This window comes from Bradyrhizobium sp. CCBAU 51753 (genome assembly GCF_015291565.1).
GTDB lineage: Bacteria > Pseudomonadota > Alphaproteobacteria > Rhizobiales > Xanthobacteraceae > Bradyrhizobium > Bradyrhizobium ivorense.
Map to the genome: position 1 here is coordinate 3552196 of NZ_CP030037.1, position 25428 is coordinate 3577623.

At 65.3% G+C, this 25428-nt stretch carries 21 protein-coding genes; 11 read left to right on the top strand and 10 right to left on the bottom strand.

Annotated features, from left to right (window positions below; genetic code table 11):
• Positions 1–34: 34 nt before the first annotated feature.
• The 3 genes from XH93_RS15710 to XH93_RS15720 all read right to left on the bottom strand — a co-directional run bounded on the left by XH93_RS15710 (position 35) and on the right by XH93_RS15720 (position 1590).
• Positions 35–415: a VanZ family protein gene (locus XH93_RS15710; RefSeq protein WP_139482396.1), complete on the bottom strand. Its 381-nt coding sequence runs from the start codon at positions 413–415 to the stop codon at positions 35–37.
• Positions 416–659: 244 nt separating this feature from the next.
• Positions 660–1202 (bottom strand): HAD-IIIA family hydrolase, encoded by a 543-nt coding sequence (locus tag XH93_RS15715; RefSeq protein ID WP_194475159.1) that lies wholly within the window; start codon positions 1200–1202, stop codon positions 660–662.
• A gap of 49 nt (positions 1203–1251) precedes the next feature.
• The gene (locus XH93_RS15720; protein ID WP_194474218.1) at positions 1252–1590 is read right to left on the bottom strand and encodes a hypothetical protein; all 339 of its coding nucleotides are present in this window, start codon (positions 1588–1590) and stop codon (positions 1252–1254) included.
• Between the two features lie 380 nt (positions 1591–1970).
• Here XH93_RS15720 and XH93_RS15725 point away from each other — a divergent pair, with 380 nt between their 5' ends.
• The 11 genes from XH93_RS15725 to XH93_RS15775 all read left to right on the top strand — a co-directional run bounded on the left by XH93_RS15725 (position 1971) and on the right by XH93_RS15775 (position 17281).
• Positions 1971–2642, top strand: coding sequence for a response regulator transcription factor (locus XH93_RS15725; RefSeq protein WP_139482397.1), 672 nt, complete (start codon positions 1971–1973; stop codon positions 2640–2642).
• A gap of 105 nt (positions 2643–2747) precedes the next feature.
• The gene (locus XH93_RS15730; protein WP_194474219.1) at positions 2748–4124 is read left to right on the top strand and encodes a sensor histidine kinase; all 1377 of its coding nucleotides are present in this window, start codon (positions 2748–2750) and stop codon (positions 4122–4124) included.
• Positions 4125–4411: 287 nt separating this feature from the next.
• The gene (locus XH93_RS15735; RefSeq protein WP_194474220.1) at positions 4412–5809 is read left to right on the top strand and encodes a hypothetical protein; all 1398 of its coding nucleotides are present in this window, start codon (positions 4412–4414) and stop codon (positions 5807–5809) included.
• Between the two features lie 145 nt (positions 5810–5954).
• Positions 5955–7061: a c-type cytochrome biogenesis protein CcmI gene (gene ccmI / locus XH93_RS15740; protein ID WP_194474221.1), complete on the top strand. Its 1107-nt coding sequence runs from the start codon at positions 5955–5957 to the stop codon at positions 7059–7061.
• A gap of 59 nt (positions 7062–7120) precedes the next feature.
• Complete coding sequence (gene ccmE / locus XH93_RS15745; RefSeq protein WP_194474222.1) at positions 7121–7627, top strand: cytochrome c maturation protein CcmE; 507 nt, start codon at positions 7121–7123, stop codon at positions 7625–7627.
• Entirely contained in the window at positions 7624–9606 is a 1983-nt protein-coding gene (locus tag XH93_RS15750) for a heme lyase CcmF/NrfE family subunit (protein ID WP_194474223.1), read from the top strand. The genes ccmE and XH93_RS15750 overlap by 4 nt, the downstream gene beginning before the upstream one ends.
• Positions 9603–10112: a cytochrome c-type biogenesis protein gene (locus XH93_RS15755; RefSeq protein WP_194474224.1), complete on the top strand. Its 510-nt coding sequence runs from the start codon at positions 9603–9605 to the stop codon at positions 10110–10112. The genes XH93_RS15750 and XH93_RS15755 overlap by 4 nt, the downstream gene beginning before the upstream one ends.
• Positions 10113–10280: 168 nt before the next feature.
• Complete coding sequence (locus tag XH93_RS15760; protein WP_194474225.1) at positions 10281–11870, top strand: Do family serine endopeptidase; 1590 nt, start codon at positions 10281–10283, stop codon at positions 11868–11870.
• A 321-nt stretch (positions 11871–12191) separates the two neighbouring features.
• A complete protein-coding gene (locus tag XH93_RS15765) occupies positions 12192–12872 on the top strand; it encodes a response regulator transcription factor (protein ID WP_029878846.1) in 681 nt (226 codons plus the stop codon).
• Between the two features lie 3 nt (positions 12873–12875).
• Positions 12876–14327: a HAMP domain-containing sensor histidine kinase gene (locus XH93_RS15770; protein WP_194474226.1), complete on the top strand. Its 1452-nt coding sequence runs from the start codon at positions 12876–12878 to the stop codon at positions 14325–14327.
• Positions 14324–17281 carry a bifunctional [glutamine synthetase] adenylyltransferase/[glutamine synthetase]-adenylyl-L-tyrosine phosphorylase gene (locus XH93_RS15775; protein ID WP_194474227.1) on the top strand — a complete coding sequence of 986 codons (2958 nt, stop codon included), beginning with the start codon at positions 14324–14326 and terminating at the stop codon, positions 17279–17281. The genes XH93_RS15770 and XH93_RS15775 overlap by 4 nt, the downstream gene beginning before the upstream one ends.
• Before the next feature lie 175 nt (positions 17282–17456).
• On the opposite strand, the gene XH93_RS15780 is transcribed toward XH93_RS15775, so the two are convergent.
• The 7 genes from XH93_RS15780 to fdhF form a co-directional block, all read right to left on the bottom strand.
• Entirely contained in the window at positions 17457–17912 is a 456-nt protein-coding gene (locus tag XH93_RS15780; RefSeq protein WP_194474228.1) for a DUF695 domain-containing protein, read from the bottom strand.
• A gap of 55 nt (positions 17913–17967) precedes the next feature.
• Positions 17968–18228: a hypothetical protein gene (locus XH93_RS15785; RefSeq protein WP_194474229.1), complete on the bottom strand. Its 261-nt coding sequence runs from the start codon at positions 18226–18228 to the stop codon at positions 17968–17970.
• A 302-nt stretch (positions 18229–18530) separates the two neighbouring features.
• On the bottom strand, positions 18531–19397 hold the full coding sequence (locus tag XH93_RS15790; protein ID WP_194474230.1) for an FkbM family methyltransferase: 867 nt from the start codon (positions 19395–19397) through the stop codon (positions 18531–18533).
• Positions 19398–19501: 104 nt separating this feature from the next.
• A complete protein-coding gene (locus tag XH93_RS15795) occupies positions 19502–21043 on the bottom strand; it encodes a hypothetical protein (protein WP_194474231.1) in 1542 nt (513 codons plus the stop codon).
• 462 nt (positions 21044–21505) lie between these two features.
• Positions 21506–21727, bottom strand: a complete 222-nt coding sequence (locus tag XH93_RS15800) for a formate dehydrogenase subunit delta (protein WP_139482410.1) — start codon at positions 21725–21727, stop codon at positions 21506–21508.
• On the bottom strand, positions 21711–22547 hold the full coding sequence (fdhD, locus tag XH93_RS15805; RefSeq protein ID WP_194474232.1) for a formate dehydrogenase accessory sulfurtransferase FdhD: 837 nt from the start codon (positions 22545–22547) through the stop codon (positions 21711–21713). Before fdhD ends, XH93_RS15800 begins: the two co-directional genes overlap by 17 nt.
• A 2-nt stretch (positions 22548–22549) precedes the next feature.
• Complete coding sequence (gene fdhF, locus XH93_RS15810) at positions 22550–25426, bottom strand: formate dehydrogenase subunit alpha (RefSeq protein ID WP_194474233.1); 2877 nt, start codon at positions 25424–25426, stop codon at positions 22550–22552.
• Between the last annotated feature and the right edge of the window lie 2 nt (positions 25427–25428).

Below are 25428 nucleotides of genomic sequence, written 5' to 3' on the forward strand. Positions count from 1 at the left end.
GCGCGATGACAATTCAACCTGGTCGCATCGCGCTTTAGCCGTCGCCCTGGCTCCCGAGGCGCAGCCGGCCTGCGCGCATGAAAGACATGGTGAGGTGCCCAAAACCGAGGCCGCTCCAGCCGCCGGCCAGCTTCACAAACGCGTCGAGGAGGCGGGCATGGCGGTCCGGCGTGATCAATTGCAGCGCTTCAAGCCCGAACGCGCCGCAGGACACGATCAGGACGCTGAAGAGTAGTCGATTTGGATAGCTCCATGCGAACATGGCGCCCAAGGCCATGAATGCGACGAGACGCTCGATGCGCGCGTGGCCAAACGTGGGGCGATCGTAGATCGGCGCCACCGTCGTGATCGCGATCACGATCAGCGCCAGCCAGGCAGCACAGATCAACAGCCTCCGGATTCCTGCGTCGGTCAAGGCCGGTCTCCCCTCGACCAACGCAGTTTGCGAGGCGCAAACGCTATCCTGCCAACGATCGTGTAGAGCCTACAAACCTTCGAAACCAACACTGAAATACTCTATCTGGGGTCATGCGACCGGCATCTCGACCATATAGCCGACCGCGACGCACAAAACGTACAATTGTCCGCACAAGGTAAACGGCGGCAAGCCCACCGGTCCGCGTCGACGCCAAGGTAAAGGCATGTCCGAAGCAACTGCCTCAGAATGAAGCGCTCGGACGGTCCGGCGTCGCCGCACACCCGCTCTGACGCAGGAGCTGTCCCACAAAGTACTCCAGGTTCCCTCCCTGGAACAAGTGCCCCCTGATGCCGGCGGCCTCGGCGGCTTCGACATCACTGGCCTTGTCGCCGATCAGAAAGCTTCGCGCGACATCGACGGCGTGACGGCCGAGCAGCGTGCGGATCATCCCCGGACCCGGTTTGCGGCAAACGCACGCAACGCGATACTGCTCGACGACGGCATCGGGGTGATGCGGGCAGTACTCGAACGCATCGATGCGTGCACCGACCTTGGCGAGCTCATCGCTCATCCAGAGGTGCAGGACCTCGATGTCGCGTTCGGCATAGAAGCCTCTTGCGACGCCTGACTGGTTCGTGACCACGAAGGCGAAATAGCCGGCATCATTGACCGCCTTCACCGCCTCGCGCGCGCCCTCGATCCATTGCAGCTTGCCCGGCTCGAACAAATAGCCATGGTCTTCATTGAGAACACCATCGCGATCAAAAAACACTGCTGGCTTCATCGAGGTCATGGTATCCAAAATTGGCAGATATCTTCACGCAGAAACTGTATCACACCGCGCATATTCCTATCTGTTCGAACAACAGGCGCAACACAAGCTCGGCTGCGTCGTTCCGGATGATTGGAGGCTTCCATGACGGAACGGGACAGGCGCGCGGAGCTCGAGAAAAAAGCTTGAGCGATATCGCAAGCTCGAGAAGCGCATTGGCATTGATCCGGACAATCGAAGATTGCGGGCGCCAATTGCGGCGCTCGAGCGCGAGATTCAAGAGTTGGACCAGAAGCAGGTTCGCGACGGGCGCGTGCTGCCGCACGTCGTGGTCGTCAGTGCAATGCAAGGCATTTGTGGACTTTGCTTGCTTCATTGCGAAGCGGTGCTGCATCGGCATGCAAGGTGCCGAAGCCGGTGGATCTTGCAACTGAGTAGCGATCTATCGTGTACGCTATCTTAAGGTGTAGGACCTGGGTCTCGACTGCTCGCCTGGCAAGTTTTCTTGGTCTGAGCCTTCCCGCTTCGCGGCGCCGAAGATCGGCTGCCGGCTCAGCCCAGTTATCCTGGCGTAAGTTACTCGTTTTGCAGCTATTTTCCCGGCGGGGCGGTCGGCCGGGCTGGCCACCTCGACCCAAAGATTTTTCTGTGGCAGTCGATTGAATAATACCGTTCCTGAACAAACGGTAATCTGCCCCGGTTCGATTTGTTCATAGGCCATTCACCGCCGAAAGCCTCATTTGATGTCGGGAATCGCAATGCTCACTCTCGGAGGCCAAAGTGCGTCTGCTCGTCGTTGAGGATGATCCGGATCTGAATCGTCAGCTCACCACGGCGCTGACCGATGCCGGCTATGTGGTCGACCGTGCATTCGATGGCGAGGAGGGGCATTTCCTCGGCGACAGCGAGCCTTATGACGCCGTCGTGCTGGATATCGGCCTGCCGAAGATGGACGGCATTTCGGTGCTGGAGGCCTGGCGGCGCAACAAGCGGGTGATGCCGGTCCTGATCCTGACCGCGCGCGACCGCTGGAGCGATAAGGTTCAGGGCTTCGACGCCGGCGCCGACGATTATGTCGCAAAGCCGTTTCACCTCGAGGAAGTGCTGGCGCGGATCCGCGCGCTGCTGCGCCGCTCGACCGGACACGCCCAGGTCGAACTGGTCTGCGGCCCGGTGATCCTGAACACCCGCACCAAGCGGGTCAGCGTCAACGGCAACCCGATCAAGCTGACCTCGCACGAATACAATCTGCTGGATTACCTGATGCACCACACCGGGCGGGTGGTGTCGCGCACCGAGCTGGTTGAGCATCTCTACGACCAGGATTTTGACCGCGACTCCAATACGATCGAGGTGTTCGTCGGCCGCATCCGCAAGAAGCTCGAGGTCGATATCATCCAGACCGTGCGCGGGCTCGGCTACATGCTGGCGCCGCCGCCCTCCGGCGCTTGATCGGCGTGCGGGCATCGGCATGATCCTTGACTTTAAGGACTGATTTGCCATGCCGAGGCCCGCTGCCATGATTTTCGCTGCCATGACTTTCGCGACCGTGCCCTGATGGGCGGAAGTTCACTTGCGACCCGTCTGTTCGTCTCGGCGACCGCCTGGCTGGTGATCATCCTGGCGATCACCGGCGTCATCCTGTCGTCGGTCTATCGCGATGCCACCGAGCGCGCCTTCGATCGGCGGCTCAATCTGTACCTGCGCACCCTGATCGCCGAGGTGGCGACGCCGGACGAGCCGGCGGACCGCCAGTTCCAGTCGCTCGGCGAGCCGCTGTTCGACCTGCCGCTGTCGGGCTGGTACTGGCAGATCACCCGCACCGACACCGAGAAGGGCGACACCCGCGCCTCGCGCTCGCTGTGGGACAAGAAGCTGCCGAAGCTCGAGGAGCACGGCGTCGACCTGTCCGCCGCCGGCGTCCGCCTCGGCTATGTCGATGGTCCCGAAGGCCAGAGCCTGCGCATGGTGGAGCGGCCGGTCGATCTCGGCGCCGACGGCAAATTCCTGGTCAGCGTCGCCGGCGATGCCACCGAGATCTTCGATGAGACGCGCAGCTTCGACTATTACCTCGGCGGCACCTTCACCGCGCTCGGCGTCGTGCTGCTGCTGACCACGATCTTCCAGGTCCGCTATGGCCTGGCGCCGCTCAAGCGCATTTCCGAGGCGATCGCCGACATCCGCTCCGGCCGCGCGGAGCGGCTGGAGGGCCGCTTTCCGGTCGAGATCGCGCCGCTGGCGCGCGAGACCAACGCACTGATCGATGCCAACCGGGAGATTGTCGAGCGCTCGCGCACCCATGTCGGCAATCTCGCGCATGCCATCAAGACGCCGCTGTCGGTGATCGTCAACGAAGCGGGCGCCCATGCCGCCGATCCCTTTGCCAGCAAGGTGCTGGAGCAGGCCGAGGTGATGCGGGACCAGGTCGCGCATCATCTGGAGCGCGCCCGCATCGCCGCCCGCGCCACCATCGTCAGCACCATCACCGAGGTGGCGCCGGCGATCGAGGGCTTGCGCCGGACCATGGAGAAGATCCATCGCGATCGCGAGATCGCGATCGAGGTGAAGGCCGATCCGGCGGCGCGCTTCCGCGGCGAGCGGCAGGACCTGGAGGAGATGGTCGGCAATCTCGTCGACAACGCCTGCAAATGGGCGGCCTCGCAGGTGTTCATCGAGGTGGTCGTGGTCACGCCGGAGGCGCCGGGCGCCGTGCCGAAACTGCGCGTCATGGTTGATGACGATGGCCGCGGCCTGTCCGAGGCCGAGCGCGCCCAGGTGTCGCGGCGCGGCCAGCGGCTCGACGAATCCAAGCCGGGCTCGGGGCTCGGCCTGTCGATCGTGACCGACCTGGCGGGCCTCTACGGCGGCAGCCTCACGCTGAGCAACGCCCCGATCGGCGGCCTGCGGGCCGAGCTCGTGCTGCCGACGGTCTAGGCCGCTACTGTCCCGCCGCGGCGGGGCGAGGGGGGCTTGCACGATTTCGGAATATTGGAAGAGTAACGGTGAGTTGCCCGACGTGTCAAGTGGCCTGGTCGAGCGCCGGCCGCCGCCGGCTACTTTGCATGGGGTTGTTTTCGCCATATTGGCAGCGCGCCCCTGCGACGGCCCCGCCGGGGCGGTCATTATTCCTAAACGGCTTCTTAACGCGGCCGCCTTTATGATGGGCAGTCGGACGCGGGGTACGGCAGTCCGCGGGGCACCAAGCTTTCATCACCGGGCGCATGAGCCAGACATCGACCGAGCGGCTGAGGGACTATCTTGCGCAGCTTCCGCCGCAGTCGCAGGCGCTGCTGATGCGCGAGCTCGAGCGCGCGGTCGAGCGCGGCGAGGACATTTCCGTCGCCAATCTGGTGTTGGAGCAGCTCCGCAAGATCGTCCGCGGCGCCGAGGCGGACGAGGCGATCCCGCCGCGCACCGACGACCCGGCGCGGCTGCTGTTCCGGCCGCTCGAGCCGTTCCTCGCCGAGACCAATTTTCCGACCCGCCCGGGCCAGATCCGGCGCGCCTCACTGCTGCCGGTCTGGCAGTGGCTGGCCCGCGAGGGCGCTCCTGACGCGGCCCGCGCCTTCGAGGCGGCGCTCGCCGCCGCATCGGACAACGGTCCGATGGAGGCCGCTGCGCGCAAATTCCAGCTCGTGGCTGCGGATGCCATTCTCAAGATCGCGACGCCGGTGCAGAGCGACGATCGCCAGCGCGCGCTGGCCCGCGTCGGGCCGCCCAGCGTGGTCGAGGATTTGCTGCCGATCGGCGTCGTCCTGCAGGCGCGCGAGGCGCTGGAGACGCTGGGCAACCGGCTGCCAAGCCAGATCCGGGTGTTTGCCGACGCCCAGATCGCCTCCGCCACCGATGCGCTAAAGGTGCCGTCGCTGCAGACCTCGCAACTGCTGCCGTTTGCGCTGTCCTTGATCGCGCAGCGGCTGGCCGCGCCCTGGCAGATCATCCGCCTCGCCATCAAGATGGCGGCCTCCGACGACGAGTTGCGGGTTGCGGCCACGCCCTACGGGATCGCCGTCACCATCGCGCTGCACGATTTGTCGTTCGTCGCGGCCTGCCTGCGCACCGACATCCGGCGCGCACGCTTCGAATATGTCGGCGAGCAGCTCAAGACCCTGCATGACGGCGTCCGCGGCCTGCGCACCGAGCTCGACCTGCGCAACGACTCGACCTGGGGCCGCCAGCTCACCTCGGTCCGCGCCGATACCTCCAACGCGCTGCAGTCGGAGATCGACAGCGTGCCGGGCCGGGTCCGCCGCATCCTGCGCCAGCGCGCCGACAAGGACATCTCCGCCGGCGCCAAGATCGACATGTCCGAGGTCGAGGACGCCGCCGCCTTGATCGATTTCGTCGCGGTGTGCCGCACCTATGCCGGCGAGCTCGCCATCAACGAGGTGACGCTGCGGACCTTCTCCGACCTGCAGCACTATGTCGAGCAGTCGACCGAGGGGCTGGTGCAGTCGCTGCGCGGCGGCGACGCGCGGGTGCGTGCCTTCCGCCAGCAGCAGGTCAAGGCCGCGATCCGCTTCTGCGAGGTGCTGTTCGGCCACGACTATGCCTCGCTGATGAACCGGGCGGCCGAGAACGCCGTGACCGGCGAACGGAAGTCCTCCCGCGCCAGCTAGCGAATACCGCCGCAAGATCGCGAAAACCGTGCGATTTCCGGGTTGATCGATCCAGCAATTGTCAATTGCCGCCCTCGCCGCCGGTAGTGTAAAGCGATTCTAAGGCGGCTTGCCGGAAGCCGCCGTTCCATCCGGGAACCGCTTGATGACGCTGTGGTTTGTGTTCGCGCTGATGACGGTCGCGGCGATCTTCGCCGTGCTGTGGCCGCTCAGCCGAAGCGGGCGCACCGACGGCGGCGGCAGCGAGGTCGTGGTCTACCGCGACCAGCTCGCCGAAATCGACCGTGACATGGCTGGCGGCATCATTGGCGCCGCCGAGGCGGACGCCGCGCGGATCGAAATCAGCCGCCGGCTGCTGGCGGCCGCCGACCAGAGCGGCCGTGAGGGGCCGCCGAAGGGCAGTCTCGGGCTGCGACGCGCCGCCGCGACCCTGGCGCTGGTCGGATTGCCGGTGATTGCCGCAAGCTTCTATCTCATCCTCGGCTCGCCGCAGCTCGGCGATTTCCCGCTCTCCGAGCGCAGCCGGGTCGCCGACGCCAACCAGCCGTTGACCAATCTGGTGGCGCAGGTCGAGGCCCATCTGGAGAAGAACCCGACCGACGGCCGCGGCTGGACCGTGCTGGCGCCGGTGCTGTCGCGGCTCGGCCGCTACGATGATGCGGTCCGCGCCTATCGCAATGCCATTACCTATGCCGGCGACAGCGCCGATCGCCGCGCCGATCTCGGCGAGGCGCTGCTGGGGACGGCCGGCGGCGTCGTCACTGCGGAAGCCAAGGCGGAGTTCGAGCGCGCGGTGGCGCTGAATGCCGACGACGCCAAGGCAAATTACTTCTTGGGCCTCGCCGCCGAGCAGGACGGCCGCAAGCCCGATGCCGCCGCGATCTGGCAAAAGATGCTGGCGAAGGCACCGGCCGATGCGCCGTGGCGGCCGCTGGTGCAGGCCGCGCTGGTGCGGGTCGGCGGCGTCTCGGCGCCGGCGCTGCCCGACGGCGCGGTGGCCGCGGCCAAGGACATGAGCGAGGCCGATCGCGGCTCGATGATCCAGGGCATGGTCGATCGGCTGGCGACGCGGCTGAAGCAGAACGGCGACGATGTCGAGGGCTGGCTGCGGCTGGTTCGCGCCTACCTCGTGATGGGCGAGCGCGACAAGGCGATCAGCGCGCGCGCCGATGCCCGCCAGGCGGTCGCCAACGATGCGGAGCGGTTGCGTCAGCTCAATGAGGGGCTGAAGACTCTCGGGCTGGATGGATAGCGCATGACACCGAAAAGTGTGCAGCGGATTTCGGAGACCATCATGCGCAAGGATGGATCATGACCAGGAAGCAACGGCGTTTGACCCTGATCGGCTGCGCGCTCGCGGTGCTCGCGATCGCTGCGGGCCTGGTGCTGAATGCGCTGCGCGATTCCATCGTGTTCTTCTCGACGCCCTCGATGGTCGCCGGGAAGCATCTCGGTCCCGGCAAACGCTTCCGCCTCGGCGGGCTGGTCGAGCCGGGCTCGCTTAAGCGCGGCGACAATCTGGCGGTGAGTTTTACTGTCGGCGATGGCGGCGCGACGCTGCCGGTCGCCTACAAGGGCATTCTGCCGGACCTGTTCCGCGAAGGGCAGGGCGTCGTCGCCGAGGGCGCGCTTGACGCAGCCGGCGTGTTCCGCGCCGACACGGTGCTGGCCAAGCATGACGAAACCTACATGCCGAAGGACGTCGCCGATGCCCTGAAGAAGCAGGGCCACTGGAAGGACGATTACGGCAAACCAGGTGACAAGCCGGGCGAGAAGCCGAGCGCCTCGGTGGCGCCGACCCAGGGAGCGATGCGATGATCGCTGAAAGCGGACATTATGCCCTGGTGCTCGCACTCGGACTGGCGCTGATCCAGTCCGTGGTGCCGCTGCTCGGCGCGCGCTGGCGCGACGCCGCGCTGATGAATGTCGCGCGCTCGGCGGCGCTGGCGCAATTGCTGTTCGTCGCGGCCTCGTTCGCCGCGCTGGTGACGCTGCACGTCACCTCGGATTTCTCCGTCGTCAACGTCTACGAGAATTCGCATTCGCTGAAGCCGCTGATCTACAAGATCACCGGCGTCTGGGGAAACCATGAAGGATCGATGCTGCTGTGGGTGTCGATCCTTGCGCTGTTCGGCGGCCTCGTCGCCGCCTTCGGCAACAATCTGCCGCTGTCGCTGCGCGCGCATGTGCTGGCGGTGCAGGCCTGGGTCGCCAGCGCGTTCTACCTTTTCATCCTGATCACCTCGAATCCGTTCCTGCGTATCGCCAATCCGCCGATCGAGGGCCGCGACCTCAATCCGGTGCTGCAGGACATCGGCCTCGCCGTGCATCCGCCGATGCTCTATCTCGGCTATGTCGGCTTCTCGATCTCGTTCTCGTTCGCGGTCGCCGCGCTGCTCGAGGGACGGATCGACGCCGCCTGGGCGCGCTGGGTGCGGCCGTGGACGCTGATGGCGTGGATCTTCCTGACGCTCGGCATCGCAATGGGATCCTACTGGGCCTACTACGAGCTCGGCTGGGGCGGCTGGTGGTTCTGGGATCCGGTCGAGAACGCCTCGCTGATGCCGTGGCTCGCCGGCACCGCGCTGTTGCATTCGGCGCTGGTGATGGAGAAGCGCAACGCGCTCAAGGTCTGGACCGTGCTGCTGTCGATCCTGACCTTCTCGCTGTCGCTGCTCGGCACCTTCCTGGTGCGCTCCGGCGTCTTGACCTCGGTGCACGCCTTCGCCACCGACCCGACGCGCGGCGTCTTCATCCTGCTGATCCTGTTCGTGTTCATCGGCGGCAGCCTGTCGCTCTATGCCTGGCGCGCGCCGGCGCTGAAGCAGGGCGGGCTGTTCGCGCCGATCTCGCGCGAAGGCGCGCTGGTGCTCAACAACCTTTTGCTCACCGTGGCCTGCGCGACCGTGTTCATCGGCACGCTGTATCCGCTGGCGCTCGAGGTTTTGACCGGCGAGAAGATCTCGGTCGGCGCGCCGTTCTTCAACTTCACCTTCGCGCCGCTGTTCGTGCCGCTCTTGATCGCGGTGCCGTTCGGGCCGCTGCTGGCCTGGAAGCGCGGCGACCTGCTCGGCGCGGCGCAGCGGCTGCTGGCGGCCGGCATTACCGCGCTGGTTGCGATCGCGCTGGTCTGGGCGTGGACCTATGGCGGCGCGACATTGGCGCCGCTCGCGATCGGGCTTGCGGTGTTCGTGATCATGGGCGCGCTGTGCGATCTCGCCGAGCGGGTCGGGCTGTTCCGGATCCCGCTGTCGATCTCGCTGCGCCGGGCGCGCGGCCTGCCGCGTGCGACCTGGGGCACGATCTTCGCCCATGCCGGGCTTGGCGTCGCCCTGATCGGGATCGTCTGCGAGACCACCTGGAACAGCGAATATATCGGCGCGATGAAGCCCAATGATGTCGCCAAGGTTGCCGGCTACGAGCTAAAGCTCGACGGCCTGACGCCGCGGCAGGGGCCGAATTTCCGCGAGATGCTGGCCCAGTTCACCGTCAGGCGCGATGGGCAAAATGTCAGCGTGATGACGCCGTCGAAGCGCAATTTCACCACGCGCGGGGCCTCGACGACCGAGGCCGCGCTGCTGACCCGCGGCGCGAGCCAGCTCTATATCTCGCTGGGCGACACCTCGGCCGACGGCGCGATCGCGGTGCGGATCTATCACAAGCCGCTGGTGCTGATGATCTGGTGGGGACCGGTGCTGATGGCTTTTGGCGGCCTGCTGTCGCTGTCGGATCGCCGCTTGCGGGTCGGCGCGCCGAAGCCCGCCAAGGCGGCGCGTGCCTTGCAGGCGGCCGAATGATGTGGTCGCGCACCCTCGCTGCCGGCATGCTTGCCATGACCTTCGCGCTTGGCGCGATGCCGGCACATGCCGTGCTGCCCGACGAGATCATGACGGACCCGGCGAAGGAGGCGCGGGCCCGCGAGCTCTCCCGGGAGCTGCGCTGCATGGTCTGCCAGAACCAGTCGATCGACGATTCGGAGGCGCCGCTGGCGCGCGACCTTCGGCTGCTGGTGCGCGAGCGGCTTGCCGCCGGCGACAGCGACCGCCAGGTGATCGATTTCCTGGTCGCCCGCTACGGCGAATTCGTGCTGCTCAAGCCGCGGGTCAACGAGCACACGCTGTTGCTCTGGCTCACCCCGCCATTCGCGCTTTTGGCGGGCGGTTTTGCGCTGTGGCATTTCAGCCGGCGCCGGCCAAACAAGACCAATGGCGACGCCTCCGCCGACCCGGCGCTGACGGCCGACGAAAAGGCCCGGCTGGAACGGCTTCTGGCCGCGCAATCCGCGCCGGACAAGCCGCTTTAGTTCCTCCGTAAGCCATTCATTTGCCTGCGCTATTCTGCCGCATCGGCGCGCAGCTTGATTACCAAAGTTTAATTCCGCAGCCAGCGCGCTGTAAGGCTGATGACCCCATGTTCAGGCCCATCAGGTCCTGCCCCAAACAAACTGATTCTGGCCTTGGAGATTTCAAGAATGACCGACCGTCCCGACCTCTCGTCCCTTCCATCCTACATGGCGCCGAAGCGCTCGCTGTTCTCTGCCCGCAAACTCGCGCTGATGGCGACGGTCGTCGCCGGCCTCGGTGCCGCCACTTATGGTTTCAGCCCCTCGCACAATCCCGCTGATCTGTTCACGACCCCGGCGCACGCCCAAGTCAACAACGAGGTCCGCAAGGTTCAGCAGCCGGTCGGCTTCGCCGACATCGTCGAGCGCGTGAAGCCGTCGGTGATCTCGGTCAAGGTCAACATCAACGAGAAACTTTCCAAGGACGACAGCGGCAACAGCGAGGACTCGCCGTTCCAGCCGGGTTCGCCGATGGAGCGCTTCTTCCGCCGCTTCGGCGGTCCGGACGGATTGCCCCCGGGTCTGCGCGGCGGACCGCGTGGCGGCGGCCGTGCGATCACCGGCCAGGGCTCCGGCTTCTTCATCTCGGCCGACGGCTATGCCGTGACCAACAACCACGTCGTCGACGGCGCCGACAAGGTCGAAGTAACCACCGATGACGGCAAGACCTACACGGCCAAGGTGATCGGCACCGATCCGCGCACCGACCTCGCGCTGATCAAGGTCGAGGGCGGTTCCAACTTCCAGTTCGCAAAACTCTCCGACAGCAAGCCGCGGATCGGCGACTGGGTGCTGGCGGTCGGCAATCCCTTCGGTCTCGGCGGCACCGTGACCGCAGGCATCGTGTCCGCCTCCGGCCGCGACATCGGCAACGGCCCGTATGACGACTTCATCCAGATCGACGCGCCCGTGAACAAGGGCAACTCGGGTGGTCCGGCGTTCGACGTGTCGGGCGAGGTGATGGGCGTCAACACCGCGATCTACTCGCCGTCCGGCGGCAGCGTCGGCATCGCGTTCTCGATCCCCGCTCAGACCGTGAAGAGCGTCGTCGCCCAGCTCAAGGACAAGGGCACGGTCAGCCGCGGCTGGATCGGCGTCCAGATTCAGCCTGTCACCTCCGACATCGCCGACAGCCTCGGCATGAAGAAGGCGGAAGGCGCGCTGGTTGCCGAACCGCAGGCCAACGGCCCCGCGGCCAAGGCCGGCATCGAGTCCGGTGACGTCATCACCGCCGTCAACGGCGAGCCGGTGAAGGATGCGCGCGAGCTCGCCCGCACCATCGGCGGCCTGCCTCCCGGCAACTCGGTGAAGCTCAACGTGCTGCACAAGGGTCAGGACAAGACCATCAACCTCACGCTCGGCCAGTTGCCGAACAATCTCGAGGCCAAGGCCGACACCGACAACAGCGACAAGGGCAGCCCGAACCGCGGCACCGACGTGCCGAAGCTCGGCCTGACGGTGGCTCCCGCCAACAGCGTAGCCGGTGCCGGCAAGGACGGCGTGGTCGTGACCGAAGTCGATCCCAAGAGTGCTGCCGCCGAGCGGGGCTTCAAGGAAGGCGACGTGATCCTGGAGGTGGGCGGCAAGACCGTCGGCACCGCCGGCGAGGTCCGCGATGCCATCACCTCGGCCCGCAGCGACAACAAGAACAGCGTTCTCATGCGCGTGAAGAGCGGCGGTTCGTCGCGCTTCGTGGCAGTGCCTTTGGCCAAGGGATAACTATCTATGAGTAGGGAAGTGTCGCCGGCATCAGTCGCCCCCGCCGACGGCGCTTTCCGGGGGGCGGGCCTTTTGCTCGCTCCCACAGGTCCTTTCGATGGAACATGCCCCCCTCTGTCGGAAGGTCTAAGGGCGGTGAGGTCCCCCAGCCTCGCCGCCCGCTTTTTTCCCCGCCGCCTGATCCCGAATAGCGGAAGCCGGTTTTTCCGGCCGGATCGCGCGTCAGCAATTATTTGCGACGATGCGCGGTCGGCTTGCATGTGCAGGCCGGCCGCGCCATGCTGAGAAAGGCCAATTCCCGTGACCGCAACCGCTCCGCAAATGCGCATCCTGATCATCGAAGACGACCGCGAGTCCGCCGACTATCTGGTCAAGGCATTCCGCGAAGTCGGCTACATCGCCGATCTTGCGTCGGATGGCGAGGAGGGGCTGTCGATGGCCGAGACCGGCGATTACGACGTGCTGGTTGTCGACCGCATGCTGCCGAAGCGGGACGGCCTGTCGCTGATCGGATCGCTGCGCGACAAGGGCAACCGCACCCCGGTGCTGATCCTCTCGGCGCTCGGCCAGGTCGACGACCGCATCAAGGGCCTGCGCGCCGGCGGCGACGACTATCTGCCAAAGCCCTATTCCTTCGCCGAGCTGCTCGCCCGCGTCGAGGTGCTGTCGCGGCGCAATGTCGGGCCGGCCGAGGAGACCACCTACAAGGTCGGCGATCTCGAGCTCGACCGTCTGTCGCATCGCGTCGCCCGCGGCAAGGATGAGCTGACCCTGCAGCCGCGCGAGTTCCGCCTGCTCGAATATCTGATGAAGCACGCCGGGCAGGTGGTGACGCGCACGATGTTGCTGGAGAACGTCTGGGACTATCATTTCGATCCGCAGACCAACGTGATCGACGTGCACATTTCGCGGCTGCGCTCCAAGATCGACAAGGGTTTTGAGCGGCCGCTGCTGCACACGATCCGCGGCGCCGGCTACATGATCCGCGACGGCATCAGGTAGATCGTGACCGCCTTCGGCAAACTGATCCGCACCACGGCGTTTCGGCTGACGCTGGTCTACCTGTTCCTGTTCGCGCTGTTTGCCGCGTCACTGCTGGCGTATTTCGCCTGGAACACGCGGCGGCTGATCACTGAGCAGATCACCACGACGGTCAATGTCGAGGTCGGCGAGATCACCAGCATCTATAACCGCCGCGGCCTGCACGGGCTGTATACTACGATGGGCAACCGCGCGCTGCGCCCGGGCGCCAACCTCTATCTCTTGACCGCGCCGAACGGGCAGGCGCTGGCCGGCAATGTCGGCTCGCTGGCGCCGGGCGTGATGAGCGTCCCGGGCTGGAGCGAGACCGCCTATCGCCGGTTCGACGACCAGGACAAGACCGATCATCGCGCGCTGGTGCGGGTCACCGAGATGGACAACGGCTTCCGCCTGCTGGTGGGGCGCGATCTCGAGGAGCGGCGGCGGCTGTTCGGCATCGTCGCCAAGGCCGCGCAATGGTCGATCCTGGTGGTCGTCGTGCTCGGCATCGGCGGCGGCATCTTCGTCGCCCGCCGCGTGCTGCGCCGGATCGACGCCATGACCGGCACCACGAAACGCATCATGGCCGGCGATCTGTCCGGCCGGCTGCCGGTCGGCCGCAGCGGCGACGAGCTCGACCGTCTGGCGGAAAACCTCAACGCCATGCTGGAGCGCATCGAGGCGCTGATGACCGGCCTCAAGGAGGTCTCCGACAACATCGCCCACGATCTCAAGACACCGCTGACGCGGCTGCGCAACCGTGCCGAGGAGGCGCTGGCGAAGTCCGGCTGCGAGGCCGACTACCGCGCGGCGCTGGAGCGGACGATCGAGGAGTCCGACGGCCTGATCCGCACCTTCAACGCGCTGTTGATGATTGCGCGCGCCGAGTCCGGGCAGGCGCGCGGCAACATGGACGATTTCGACGGCGCCGACGTCGCCAACGGCATCCACGAATTGTACGAGCCGCTCGCCGAGGACGACGGCATGATGCTCAACGTGAAGACCACGCCGGCACCGGTCCACGGCAACCGCGAATTGATCAGCCAGGCGCTCGCCAACCTGGTCGAGAACGCCATCAAATACGGCAAGCCCGTGGGCGCGCAGCCGCTCGGCGCGGACGCCAGGGAGATCCTGATCGAGGCGCGCCGCGACGGCGACCAGGTCCTGCTCAGCGTCACCGACCACGGTCCCGGCATTCCAGAGGGCGACCGTAAACACGCCGTCGAGCGCTTCGTGCGGCTCGAGGCGAGCCGCACCTTGCCCGGTTCCGGGCTCGGCCTCAGCCTGGCCTCGGCGGTCGCCACGCTGCATGGCGGCGAGCTGCGGCTCGGCGATGCCCACCCCGGGCTGGTTGCGACCCTCGTGCTGCCGGCGCGGGTGGGCAGCAGTGACAGGCTTGCGGCTCAAACGCAGGATGTGCCACAGAAGGCGGCATGAATGCCGCCGCGCCGGGAAACGCGGATCGACAGGCTCTGGCCGCGCGCTTTGCGGACGGACCGCACGTCGCCGCTTCCGCATCCGCCGAACAACGCCTGACCGACTGGTTCGCCGAGCTCGAGCCGGCGCAATCGGGCGCGCTCGAGGCGCTGCTGCATCATCCGTTCGCCCGCGACATCCTGCGCGGCATCGCCGAATTCTCGCCATATCTGTTCGAGCTGGCGCGCGCCGACGCGGCACGGCTGATCCGGATCCTGTCATGCGACCCGGAGTCGCATCTGGTGGGCCTGATCGAGACCACTTCGCGCGAGGTGGTCGCCGCCGGCAGCGAGGCCGACGTGATGCAGCTGCTCCGCCGCATGAAGGCGGAGGCGGCGCTGATGATCGCGCTGTGCGACATCGGCGGCGTCTGGCCGGTGATGCAGGTGACCGCGGCGCTGACCGACATCGCCGTCACCTCGGTGCAATCGGCGCTGCGCTATCTGCTCAGGCAGGAGGTCGCGCGCGGCCGGATGACGGCTCCCGATCCCGAACATCCGGAACTCGGCTCCGGCCTGATCGTGCTCGCGATGGGCAAGATGGGCGCCGGCGAGCTGAACTATTCCAGCGACATCGACCTGATCGTGTTCTTCGATCGCGGCGCTACCTCGCTCGCCGAGGACATCGAGCCGCAGCCGTTCTTCGTCCGCGTTACCCAGGCGATGGCGCGGATGCTGCAGCAGCGCTCGGGTGAGGGCTACGTCTTCCGGGTCGATCTCCGGCTGCGCCCGGACCCGGCCTCGACCCAGGTCGCGATCTCCACCGACGCAGCGCTGCATTATTACGAGCGCGAGGGCCGCACCTGGGAGCGCGCCGCGATGATCAAGGCGCGGCCCTGCGCCGGCGACCCCAAGGCCGGCGAGGCGCTGATCGCCGAGCTGGCGCCGTTCGTCTGGCGCAAGCACCTGGATTTCGCCGCGCTCGCCGACGTTCACGACATGAAGCGGCAGATGCAGACCTATCGCGGCCAGAGCGAGGTCTCGGTCGAGGGCCACAACGTCAAGGTCGGCCGCGGCGGCATTCGCGAGATCGAGTTCTTCGCCCAGACCCAGCAGCTGATCGCCGGCGGCCGGCATCCGGACTTGCGGGTGCGGCCGACGCTGGAGGCGCTGGACGTGCTCGCCGCCAGCAACTGGATCACGCACGAGGCGCGCGACGAGCTGACCATGGCCTACGAATTCCTGCGCCGGGTCGAGCACCGCCTGCAGATGATCGCCGACGAGCAGACCCATGCGCTGCCCGAGGAGCCGGAAGCGGTCGAGCGTTTCGCGCATTTCTTCGGCTACGCGAGCCGCGAAGCCTTCGCCGGCGATCTGCTCGGCCAGCTCAAGATCGTGCAGAACCATTACAGCAAGCTGTTCGAGGGCGACGATCCGACCGGCACCGCAAGGCTGCCGGATATCAATTACGGCGCTGGGCCGGAGGACGCCCGCCTGATCGAGCATCTCGCCAATCTCGGCTTCAAGAAGCCGGTCGCGGTCGCCGGCACCGTGCAGCAGTGGATCGCGGGCGACTACCGCGCACTGCGCGTCGAGGCGACCCGCGCGGCATTCCTCGAATTCATTCCCGGCCTGATCGACGGCCTTGCCCACGCCGAGGAACCCGACGACGCGGTGGCGGCGTTCGACCGTTTCCTTGGCGCGCTGCAGCGGGGCGGGCGGCTGATTTCGCTGCTCAGCCAGAACCGCGACTTCGTCGCGCTGGTGGCGTTAATCCTTGGTGCGGCACCACGGCTCGGCGACATGCTGGCGCGGCAGCCGCAGATCATGGACGGCCTGATCGATCCGCGCTTCTTCGGCGCGATGCCGGACAAGAAGGAGCTGTCGGGGCGGCTCGCCGCGACGCTGCAGGATGCCTCGTCCTACGAGGACTTTCTCGATCGGCTCAGGCTGTTCGGCCAGGAGAGCCTGTTCCTGATCGGCACCAGGATCCTGTCAGGCACGGTGTCGGCACAGCACGCCAGCACGGCCTTTGCCGACGTCGCCGAGGGCATCGTGCACACCGTGCATGGCCTCGTCACCGACCAGTTCGCTGCGCAGTACGGCCGCATCAAGAGCCAGGAGACCGCGATCATCGCGATGGGCCGGCTCGGCAGCCGCGAGATGACGGCATCCTCCGACCTCGACCTGATCCTGCTCTACGACTATGACGGCGAGGCGCCGGATTCCGACGGCGAGCGCTCGCTGCACGGCGCGCAGTATTTTGCCCGCTTCACCCAGCGCCTGATCAGCGCGTTCACGACGCGGACCAATTACGGCGTGCTCTATGAGGTCGACATGCGGCTGCGCCCGTCGGGGCGCGCCGGCCCGGTTGCCTCGCGGATCGACGCCTTCGCCGACTACCAGGAGCGCGAGGCCTGGACCTGGGAACACATGGCGCTGACCCGCGCCCGGGTGATCTCGGCATCACCTGAATTTCGCGAGCGGATCGAGGCGATCATCCGCAGCGTGCTGACGCGGCCGCGCGACACCGCGTCGACGGCGGCCGACGTCGCCGACATGCGGCGCGCCATCGCGCTGGAGAAGGGCGAGGACGATGTTTGGGACCTCAAGCTCGCCGCCGGCGGGCTGGTCGACATCGATTTCATCGCGCAGTACCTGCAGCTCGCGCACGCCTCGGTGAAGCCCGAGATCCTCAGCGTGTCGACGCTGCAGGTGCTCGACAATGCCGCCAGGCTCGGCCTGCTCGGCCAGTCCGAAGCCGAGATCCTGCGCTCGGCCGCGCGGCTCTATCATGATCTGACGCAGATCCTGCGGCTCTGCGTCACCGGCAAGTTCAACCCGGAATCCGCCGGCGAGGATTTGCGTCGCGTGATGGCCCGCGCCGGCGACACGCCGGATTTTTCCTCACTGGAAGCCCGCCTGCGCGAGACCCAGAGCGAAGTGCGGCGGGTGTTCACCGCGATCGTGGGCTAGGGCCAAATAGTGTTGGCCCCGTCATCCCCGCGCAATGGCTTCGCCATTGTCGCTGCAGGTGCGAGCTCTTGCGAGCTTGGAAGGATGCACGGCCACCAGCCGGGCCGTCGACCCTTCGAGACGCGCGCAAGAGCGCGCTGCTCAGGGCGACGGTGAGAACCCTGCGCGAGGCGGATCAGTGCGCTGTTGGGCGGCTGCCCAAGTGCCACGCGGCCTTCTCCCATTTGGGATCGTCATCGATTCGATAATCAAACTCGCGCCGATAGTCCTTGTTGCTCAGGATCTGACGCAGGACTGCATCGACCGCATCAGGATCGCGCACACGCCAGATGATCTCCCTGAAGCAATCGTGGGTAACGCGAGCGAGAAACAAGGCGTTGTTGTTCGCCTTGATGAGCGGATCAAGCCGACCTTCGAAGGAGTAAAGCAGCTTCTGTTCATCGTCAGAAGGCAGTCGATGCTCGATGCAATCGACGTAGCGGATGAGAACGGAGAGATGCCAGGGGAACAAGGCCTTGAACTCGAATGCCTGAAGCGCGATGTTGACCGTCGCGAATCCAGGCAGTTCTCGCTGACGAAACTCCCTAAGCGAATGTACCTCCTCGGGCAGAACTAGTTTGCTGACGATCATCGGGTGGATCGCTCGTGCTCTACCGCTCGCTCCGTCCGCTGCCCACGCCGATCAGTTAAATGAAATCTTCCGACGGCGCCCGCCGCGGCTCGAAGTTTTCAATGAAAATGCGGATCATCGCACCGATCAGGAAGCATCCTTGCAGCGCGACCGCGCTGGAAATAAACGCGACGATCCATGTCGCCAAACCGTCGGTGTGTCCGACAACATAGGTCACCGGAACGAGGAGGAGGATCGCGGGAAGGCATACATAGACCCTGAAGTAGCGCCCCAGCAGCAATCCGCAAATGCCACTCGCCAGAACGATCCCCAACATGGCGCTTCCCTTAACGTCCTTTCGATCGGAGCGGAGGCCCCGGCTATCCGGGGCACATGCCAACATGATGCCAAAGCGTTCAATTCCGGTAAAGTACTGGCTCGGGTCGCCGTTGGCGGGAGCGGGCCGGCGGAAGCGCGATCCGGGTAGGCCAGGGGCGTCAAGAGGTAATTTGATACTCTATTTTCGTTTCTCCGCCTGAGCGCGTCATGTCGTGCCCGCGGCTCGGCGGGAGCGCAGGGAAATATTGTTCTGCCGCTCCGGCTTGCCGGAGCGGGCTCTGTCTTCAGGATTAGGGGCGATCACTCTCTCGCCGCGTGGGTATCGTACCAACCGGGCGGCGGGAATTGCATGGCCGGATTCAAGTAATGTTTGGAGCCCTTGAGGCGAAACACCTTCTCTTGAATCTTGCCGACCATATTGAACATGCTTTTGGGGCCACCACCGAATAGTCCGAGGTCTCCATTGATCGCATATCCGCGAAATATGCTCTTGTAGGCTTCGATGGCTTCGAGTGCGCCGAGCCATCTACCCGGCAATTCATCTCCGAAAAGACCGCTGCTTCCGGTCTTGAACCGCCAATCAACAAAGTTTCCTTCCTTCGGAGCTGCTGGACATTTCTGCATGGAGACGAGTGACTGATCCAGTATCTTGTATTTCCGGTATCCCAGTTTTTCAAAGGTCTCGAACTCTTGGATAAGCTTCTTCCAACTCGTCTTGTCAGATTCGATGGAGACGAATTCTGGCAGTTCACGAAGGCCCTCAAGCGACGCCAACGCTTCGAGGTCATTGCCTTCAATATCGATCTTGCAATATCTCGGGACGCCGTGCTCGTTCAGAATGTCCGCTAGTTTGGCGGCGGGTATCGTCAACGTCCGTCCCTTACCTGCGCCGAAGTTCTTGTTGCGTTCGGACCAGTCCGGATTGGTTGTTCCCCACTCCGAAACGCGATCGTCGACATAGAACTTGACGTTTCCGGGCGAATTCGAAACCGCAACGTTGATCACGGTTAGAGCGCCCGAGCTGACGTGCTCCGAAAATCGCTTGCTGATGGACTCGCAGAATTCCGGCATCGCCTCTATGGCGACGACGCGAAATCCTTTCTTCAGATAGAATTCGGTGTCCTCACCCTTGTGGGCGCCCACGTCGTAGATCAGAGTCTTGTCCATGGCTGGTCCTTCGCGCCCCATCGCGTCGATATCGACGTGTCTGCTCTTGCGTCCGTTTCGGAGCCAAGCAGACGCCGTCGACGGTAGTGTGGCAGGTCCTGAAACTAGAACGTGAAGAAGTGGCCCGAGTGCAATCCCGCATCGTGAGCGCTTGCGGGACTTGCGCCCCCCGAATGGCCGAAGGCTACGTCGTGCCCTGCGGCCATGCGGGCGTCGTTCGCGAGCGCGGTCAAGCTGCCGTGAGCCGCGTCCCCGTCTGCCGTGAAGCTGCCCATGCTCGCGGAATTTGCGTCAGCATGGGCCTGGAGAGCTGAGCCGTTGTCAGTAATGCCATCCATGTGCGCGAGGGTGGTCGGATTGGCTACGGCAGGCGCGAAGTTGAAATGAAAGGTATCCCTCGTCGTCTCGACTGCCGGAGTGCTTTGGGCCGCGGCGGCTTCAGCGGCGGCCGGTTGGTTGACGCTCGCGGAGCTGTCGCCGGCCGCGTGGCTGTCCAACGAGCTCGACGCCACGGTTGAGGCCGATCCGGATACGGGTGGGTCGCCAAAATACTTCGCCCATGCCGCTGCCTCGAGCGGCTTGTCGTCGGTGGAACTCGTGAAGCCGTATGATCCGCCGGAGTTCGAATCCCAGATGTTCACGAAGCTGACCTTGACCCCCGACTGAACCAGCGTGTTCGAAAGCCAGTTCACGAATGTCGGATTGTCTGTGAGACCCGCGCCGTCATGCGTATTGCCTGCACCCGTCTCAGCAATGGCAAACGGCTTTCCTGCCGATTTGGCGAGATCGATCAGTTGCTGAAGCGTCGTCGCATGGCCGTCGCTGCCGTCAAGCGACCATTGGTTGGAAGCCGGGTAGGTATAGTAGTGCTGGAGGTTTGCCGGATCTGACGCCCACTGCTGAACGCTGGAGTCGTAGACCGGCTTGGACGAGTCGAGGACTTGCCCGCTCTTGTCCCAGTCATACAAGTGGGTCGGCGAGCCGTACGGAAACACGTCGCCGTAGACATCGGCGGCGATGATATCGACATACTGGTCTCCGGGGTAGGCAGTCTCGATGACGTTGCCGGCGTGGCTGTAGTTCGTCACGCTCGGATTCCACGCCACCTGGATGTTCACGCCCGCCGCTGCGCCCGCGGCGTGCAAGACGGTGTAGATGTGCTGGAACGCCTTCACCCAATCGGCGCGCGTCGCGGCGTCGTCGCCAGCGTAGGAGGGCATGGTATCAATATTCATCTCCCAGCCAGGCCGCCAAATCTGTGTTGTGAAGCCATTGTCGGCCCAGGCCTTGACCATGTTCGTCAGCACCGAATCGTACGCGCCGGACGCGAAGTTCTTGTAGAACTGATCAGGGGTTCCCGCGCCCGATGCCGTCGAACTCATGGGCAGGCCGATCACCGGCGTGACCCCATCGAGTACGGGTGACTGCGCCATCGAGGCTGCATTCCAGCTTGATTGACCAACCCAATCCGAGATCGGCAGGCGCTCGTCGCCATACTGATCGAGGAATTGCGGCTTGGTTTTCATGAGGGTCGAGAAAGCGTTGAAGTTTGTCTCGAAACTCGCCTCCTCATTTGAATCAAAATAGTTTGGGTTCCCGACAAAGACTCCGAGGGGGAACGGCGTTGCGCCCGTGCTATCACTCATCGCGTCGTGCTCTCGCTCTGTTTTTTGCTTCAGCGATGGTCTAGGTGGTCATTGCGAACTAATCGTGTCGTCACTCGACACCTGACCGCCGCGAATCTGCCACGCATCCGGCGCCTCAATCATGGCCTGGAGCTGCGAGGATGCCGATGCAGAAAAGGTCCTCGGCGATACATCGGCGAAACCAAAACGTCGCCTTCGGGTGTGAGCCCGGAACAGCGCTCGTCCGATGCACGCGCGCGCCTGCACCGCGTGCGTGAACTCGATCTCATCATCATGCCCCGAGCGCAGTGGTGCCGGGCCACAACAGGTCGGGATGCTGCGTCATGGTGACGAGAGGCCGGCTTGCGACAGTCTTGCTGTCGCAGCATTGAAGACCTGAACTTCTATGGCTTGACGATGCCGTACCGGGACCAATCGTACTGAGATACGGGGTGTCTTCTCCCGCTCTGCAGCTTCCGGTAGCTACGCCTGCAGCCTCAGCTTCTGCAGGGCGTCGCGGACGTTGGGCTCGAGGCCGGCGCCGCCGGCGTCGAGATGGGCGAAGATCTGCTTGCGCATCCGCGGGTCCCAGAACTTCCAGATGTGCTCGGAAATGCCCTGCACCGCGCGGTCGTGGCCCTGGCTCTGGAAGAACTTTCCGATCTGGTTCGCCATGTAGACCAGTTTGTCAGGCGACGATGACATAAGCGGACTCCTTGCCGGCCACCGCGCCTGCGACGCGTTCCGGATGCGTGAAGATTTCAAATCCGTCCGACCGGGCGATCGCGGCGAGCGTGATGCCGGCGGCATCGGCCATCTTGACCGCAAGCGCGGTCGGCGCGGATACCGCGACCAGCAGAGGCGCGCCGATCGCGGCGGTCTTCTGCACCATCTCAACCGAGACGCGGCTGGTCAACAGCACCATGCCCTCGCTGGTCGCGACCTTGTCGCGCGCCAAAGCGCCCGCGAGCTTGTCGAGCGCGTTGTGACGGCCGACATCCTCGCGCAGCGCGACGATGCCGCCTGTCTTGGTCCAGAACGCGGCGGCGTGCACGGCGCGGGTCTGGTGGTTGATTTCCTGCAACGGCGGCACCGCCGCGACCGCGGCCATGATCTCGCGCGGCGTGAAGGCGCGCCCCGCCGGCACGATGGCCGCCGGACGCACCGCCTCGGCGATGGAATCGATTCCGCAGAGCCCGCAGCCGGTGGGGCCGGCAATGTGCCGCCGACGCTCGGCGAGCCGCTCGGCTTTCTCGGACTTCAGCCACATCCGCAGTTCGATGCCGTCGTCGAGCTCGACGATGTCGAGCGTCTCGATTTCGTCGGCCGACTGCACCACGCCTTCGCTCAGGCTGAAGCCGACGGCGAAATCGCCGAGATCCTCGGGCGTGCCCATCATCACCGCGTAGGTGCCGCCATTATAGGTCAGCGCCAGCGCCGTCTCCTCCGGGATCAGGCGCGCGCCGTCACTGAGGGCGCCATTGCGCCAGACTTTCCGCTGCGCCTGGTGGACGGGTTCGCGCATCGCTACTCCGCGGCCTCCACGACGGGCGCGATGCGGCGGGAGTGCCGGGCCTGCTCGTCATAGGCCTTCTGCCAGTCGGACGGACCGTTCGACGGCGAGATCTGCACCGCGGTGACCTTGTACTCCGGACAGTTGGTCGCCCAGTCGGAGAAGTCGGTGGTGATGACGTTGGCCTGGGTGTCCGGGTGGTGGAACGTGGTGTAGACCACACCCGGTGACACGCGGTCGGTGATCTCCGCGCGCAGCGTGGTCTCGCCGGCGCGGCTCGCCAGCCGCACCCAGTCGCCGTCGCGCACGCCGCGCTGCTCGGCGTCGTGCGGATGAATCTCCAGCCGGTCCTCGGAATGCCAGACCACGTTCTCGGTGCGGCGGGTCTGCGCGCCGACATTGTATTGGCTGAGGATGCGCCCCGTCGTGAGCAGCAGCGGGTAGCGCGGACCGGTGCGCTCGTCGGTCGCGACATATTCGGTGACGATGAACTTGCCCTTGCCGCGCACGAAGCCGCCGATATGCATCACCGGCGTGCCTTCCGGCGCCTTCTCGTTGCAGGGCCACTGCACCGAGCCGAGCTCGTCGAGCTTGGCATAGGAGACGCCGGTGAAGGTCGGGGTCAGCGCCGCGATCTCGTCCATGATCTCGGACGGATGGTTGTAGTGCATCTCGAAGCCCATCGCCCTGGCGAGCAGGATCGTTACCTCCCAGTCGGCGTAGCCGTTGCGCGGCGTCATCACCTTGCGGACGCGCTGGATGCGGCGCTCTGCATTGGTGAAGGTGCCGTCCTTCTCCAGGAAGCTCGAGCCGGGCAGGAAGACGTGGGCGTAGTTCGCGGTCTCGTTCAGGAACAGGTCGTGGACGATCACGCATTCCATCGCCGACAGCGCCGCCACGACGTGCTTGGTGTTGGGGTCGGACTGCAGGATGTCCTCGCCCTGCACGTAGAGGCCCATGAAGGTGCCTTCGATCGCGGCGTCGAACATGTTGGGGATGCGCAGGCCCGGCTCCTTGTTGAGCTTGACGTTCCACATCGCCTCGAACTGCTCGCGCACCGCATCGCCCGAGATATGGCGATAGCCGGGCAGCTCGTGCGGGAACGAGCCCATGTCGCAGGAGCCCTGCACGTTGTTCTGGCCGCGCAGCGGGTTCACGCCGACGCCGGGACGGCCGATATTGCCGGTCGCCATCGCGAGGTTGGCGATCGCGATCACCGTGGTCGAGCCCTGGCTGTGCTCGGTGACGCCGAGCCCGTAATAGATCGCGCCGTTGCCGCCGGTGGCGTAGATCCGCGCCGCCTCGCGCAGCACCTGCGGATCGACCCCGGTCATGATCGCGGTTGCTTCCGGGCTGTACTTGTCCTGGGCGACGAAGGCCGCCCATTCCTCGAACTCGCTCCAGTCGCAGCGCTCGCGGACGAAGGCCTCGTTGACGAGCCCTTCGGTGACGATGACGTGGGCCAGCGCAGTCACCACGGCAACGTTGGTGCCGGGCATCAGCGGCAGATGCAGCGCCTTCACATGCGGCGATTCCACCATCTCGGTGCGGCGCGGATCGACCACGATCAGCTTGGCGCCCTGGCGCAGCCGCTTCTTTAGCCGCGAGGCGAACACCGGATGGGCCGAAGCCGGGTTGGCGCCGATGATCATCACGACGTCGGTGTCTTCCACCGAGTCGAAATCCTGGGTGCCGGCCGAGGTGCCGAAGGTCTGCGACAGGCCGTAGCCGGTCGGCGAGTGACAGACGCGGGCGCAGGTGTCGACATTGTTGTTGCCGAAGCCGCCGCGGATCAGTTTTTGCACCAGATAGGTTTCTTCATTGGTGCAGCGCGACGACGTGATGCCGCCGACCGCATCGCGCCCGTACTTGGCCTGAATGCCCTTGAACTTCGCAGCGGCGAAGTTGAACGCCTCGTCCCAGGACACTTCCTGCCAGGGATCCTCGATCCGCTCGCGGATCATTGGCTTGAGGATACGCTCCTTGTGGGTGGTGTAGCCCCAGGCGAAGCGGCCCTTGACGCAGGAATGGCCGCGATTGGCCTTGCCGTCCTTCCAGGGCACCATGCGCACCACTTCCTCGCCGCGCATCTCGGCCTTGAAGGCGCAGCCGACGCCGCAATAGGCGCAGGTGGTGACGACGGAGTGCTCGGGCTGGCCGATCTCGATCACGGACTTTTCGGTCAGCGTCGCGGTCGGGCAGGCCTGCACGCAGGCGCCGCAGGACACGCATTCGGAGCCGAGAAAACTCTCGCTCATGCCGGGCGAGACGCGGCTGTCGAAGCCGCGGCCGGAGATCGTCAGCGCGAAGGTGCCTTGCACCTCCTCGCAGGCGCGCACGCAGCGCGAGCAGACGATGCACTTGGAGGGATCGTAGGTGAAGTACGGATTGGATTCGTCCTTCGGCATCCAGTTGTCGTTGTCGCAGCCGTGCGACTTGGCGAAGACGTGGTTCTCGCCCTCATAGCCGTAGCGCACGTCGCGCAGGCCGACCGCGCCCGCCATGTCCTGCAATTCGCAGTCGCCGTTCGCCGCGCAAGTCAGGCAGTCCAGCGGATGGTCGGAGATGTAGAGCTCCATCACGCCCTTGCGCAGCTGCTTCAGCCGCTCGGTCTGGGTGTGGACGACGAGGCCGTTCATGACAGGCGTGGTGCACGACGCCGGCGTGCCGGCGCGGCCCTCGATCTCGACCAGGCAAAGGCGGCAGGAGCCGAAGGCATCGACCATGTCGGTCGCACACAGCTTTGGGATCTGGGTGCCGGCTTCCATCGCCGCGCGCATGATCGAGGTGCCTTCGGGCACGGTGATCTGATTGCCGTCGATGGTCAGCGTGACCATCGTCTCGGATTTGGATTTTGGCGTGCCGAAATCGGTTTCCTGGATCAGCGACATCG

Excerpts from the sequence above, each read along its gene's own strand:
- fdhF (WP_194474233.1), bottom strand. The coding sequence starts at position 25,426 with ATGTCGCTGATCCAGGAAACCGATTTCGGCACGCCAAAATCCAAATCC.
- XH93_RS15795 (WP_194474231.1), bottom strand. The coding sequence starts at position 21,043 with ATGAGTGATAGCACGGGCGCAACGCCGTTCCCCCTCGGAGTCTTTGTC.
- XH93_RS15735 (WP_194474220.1), top strand. The coding sequence starts at position 4,412 with ATGAGCCAGACATCGACCGAGCGGCTGAGGGACTATCTTGCGCAGCTT.
- XH93_RS15750 (WP_194474223.1), top strand. The coding sequence starts at position 7,624 with ATGATCGCTGAAAGCGGACATTATGCCCTGGTGCTCGCACTCGGACTG.
- XH93_RS15790 (WP_194474230.1), bottom strand. The coding sequence starts at position 19,397 with ATGGACAAGACTCTGATCTACGACGTGGGCGCCCACAAGGGTGAGGAC.
- ccmI (WP_194474221.1), top strand. The coding sequence starts at position 5,955 with ATGACGCTGTGGTTTGTGTTCGCGCTGATGACGGTCGCGGCGATCTTC.
- XH93_RS15775 (WP_194474227.1), top strand. The coding sequence starts at position 14,324 with ATGAATGCCGCCGCGCCGGGAAACGCGGATCGACAGGCTCTGGCCGCG.
- ccmE (WP_194474222.1), top strand. The coding sequence starts at position 7,121 with ATGACCAGGAAGCAACGGCGTTTGACCCTGATCGGCTGCGCGCTCGCG.
- XH93_RS15730 (WP_194474219.1), top strand. The coding sequence starts at position 2,748 with ATGGGCGGAAGTTCACTTGCGACCCGTCTGTTCGTCTCGGCGACCGCC.
- XH93_RS15715 (WP_194475159.1), bottom strand. The coding sequence starts at position 1,202 with ATGAAGCCAGCAGTGTTTTTTGATCGCGATGGTGTTCTCAATGAAGAC.
- XH93_RS15785 (WP_194474229.1), bottom strand. The coding sequence starts at position 18,228 with ATGTTGGGGATCGTTCTGGCGAGTGGCATTTGCGGATTGCTGCTGGGG.
- XH93_RS15765 (WP_029878846.1), top strand. The coding sequence starts at position 12,192 with ATGCGCATCCTGATCATCGAAGACGACCGCGAGTCCGCCGACTATCTG.
- XH93_RS15780 (WP_194474228.1), bottom strand. The coding sequence starts at position 17,912 with ATGATCGTCAGCAAACTAGTTCTGCCCGAGGAGGTACATTCGCTTAGG.
- fdhD (WP_194474232.1), bottom strand. The coding sequence starts at position 22,547 with ATGCGCGAACCCGTCCACCAGGCGCAGCGGAAAGTCTGGCGCAATGGC.
- XH93_RS15760 (WP_194474225.1), top strand. The coding sequence starts at position 10,281 with ATGACCGACCGTCCCGACCTCTCGTCCCTTCCATCCTACATGGCGCCG.
- XH93_RS15755 (WP_194474224.1), top strand. The coding sequence starts at position 9,603 with ATGATGTGGTCGCGCACCCTCGCTGCCGGCATGCTTGCCATGACCTTC.
- XH93_RS15720 (WP_194474218.1), bottom strand. The coding sequence starts at position 1,590 with ATGCCGATGCAGCACCGCTTCGCAATGAAGCAAGCAAAGTCCACAAAT.
- XH93_RS15800 (WP_139482410.1), bottom strand. The coding sequence starts at position 21,727 with ATGTCATCGTCGCCTGACAAACTGGTCTACATGGCGAACCAGATCGGA.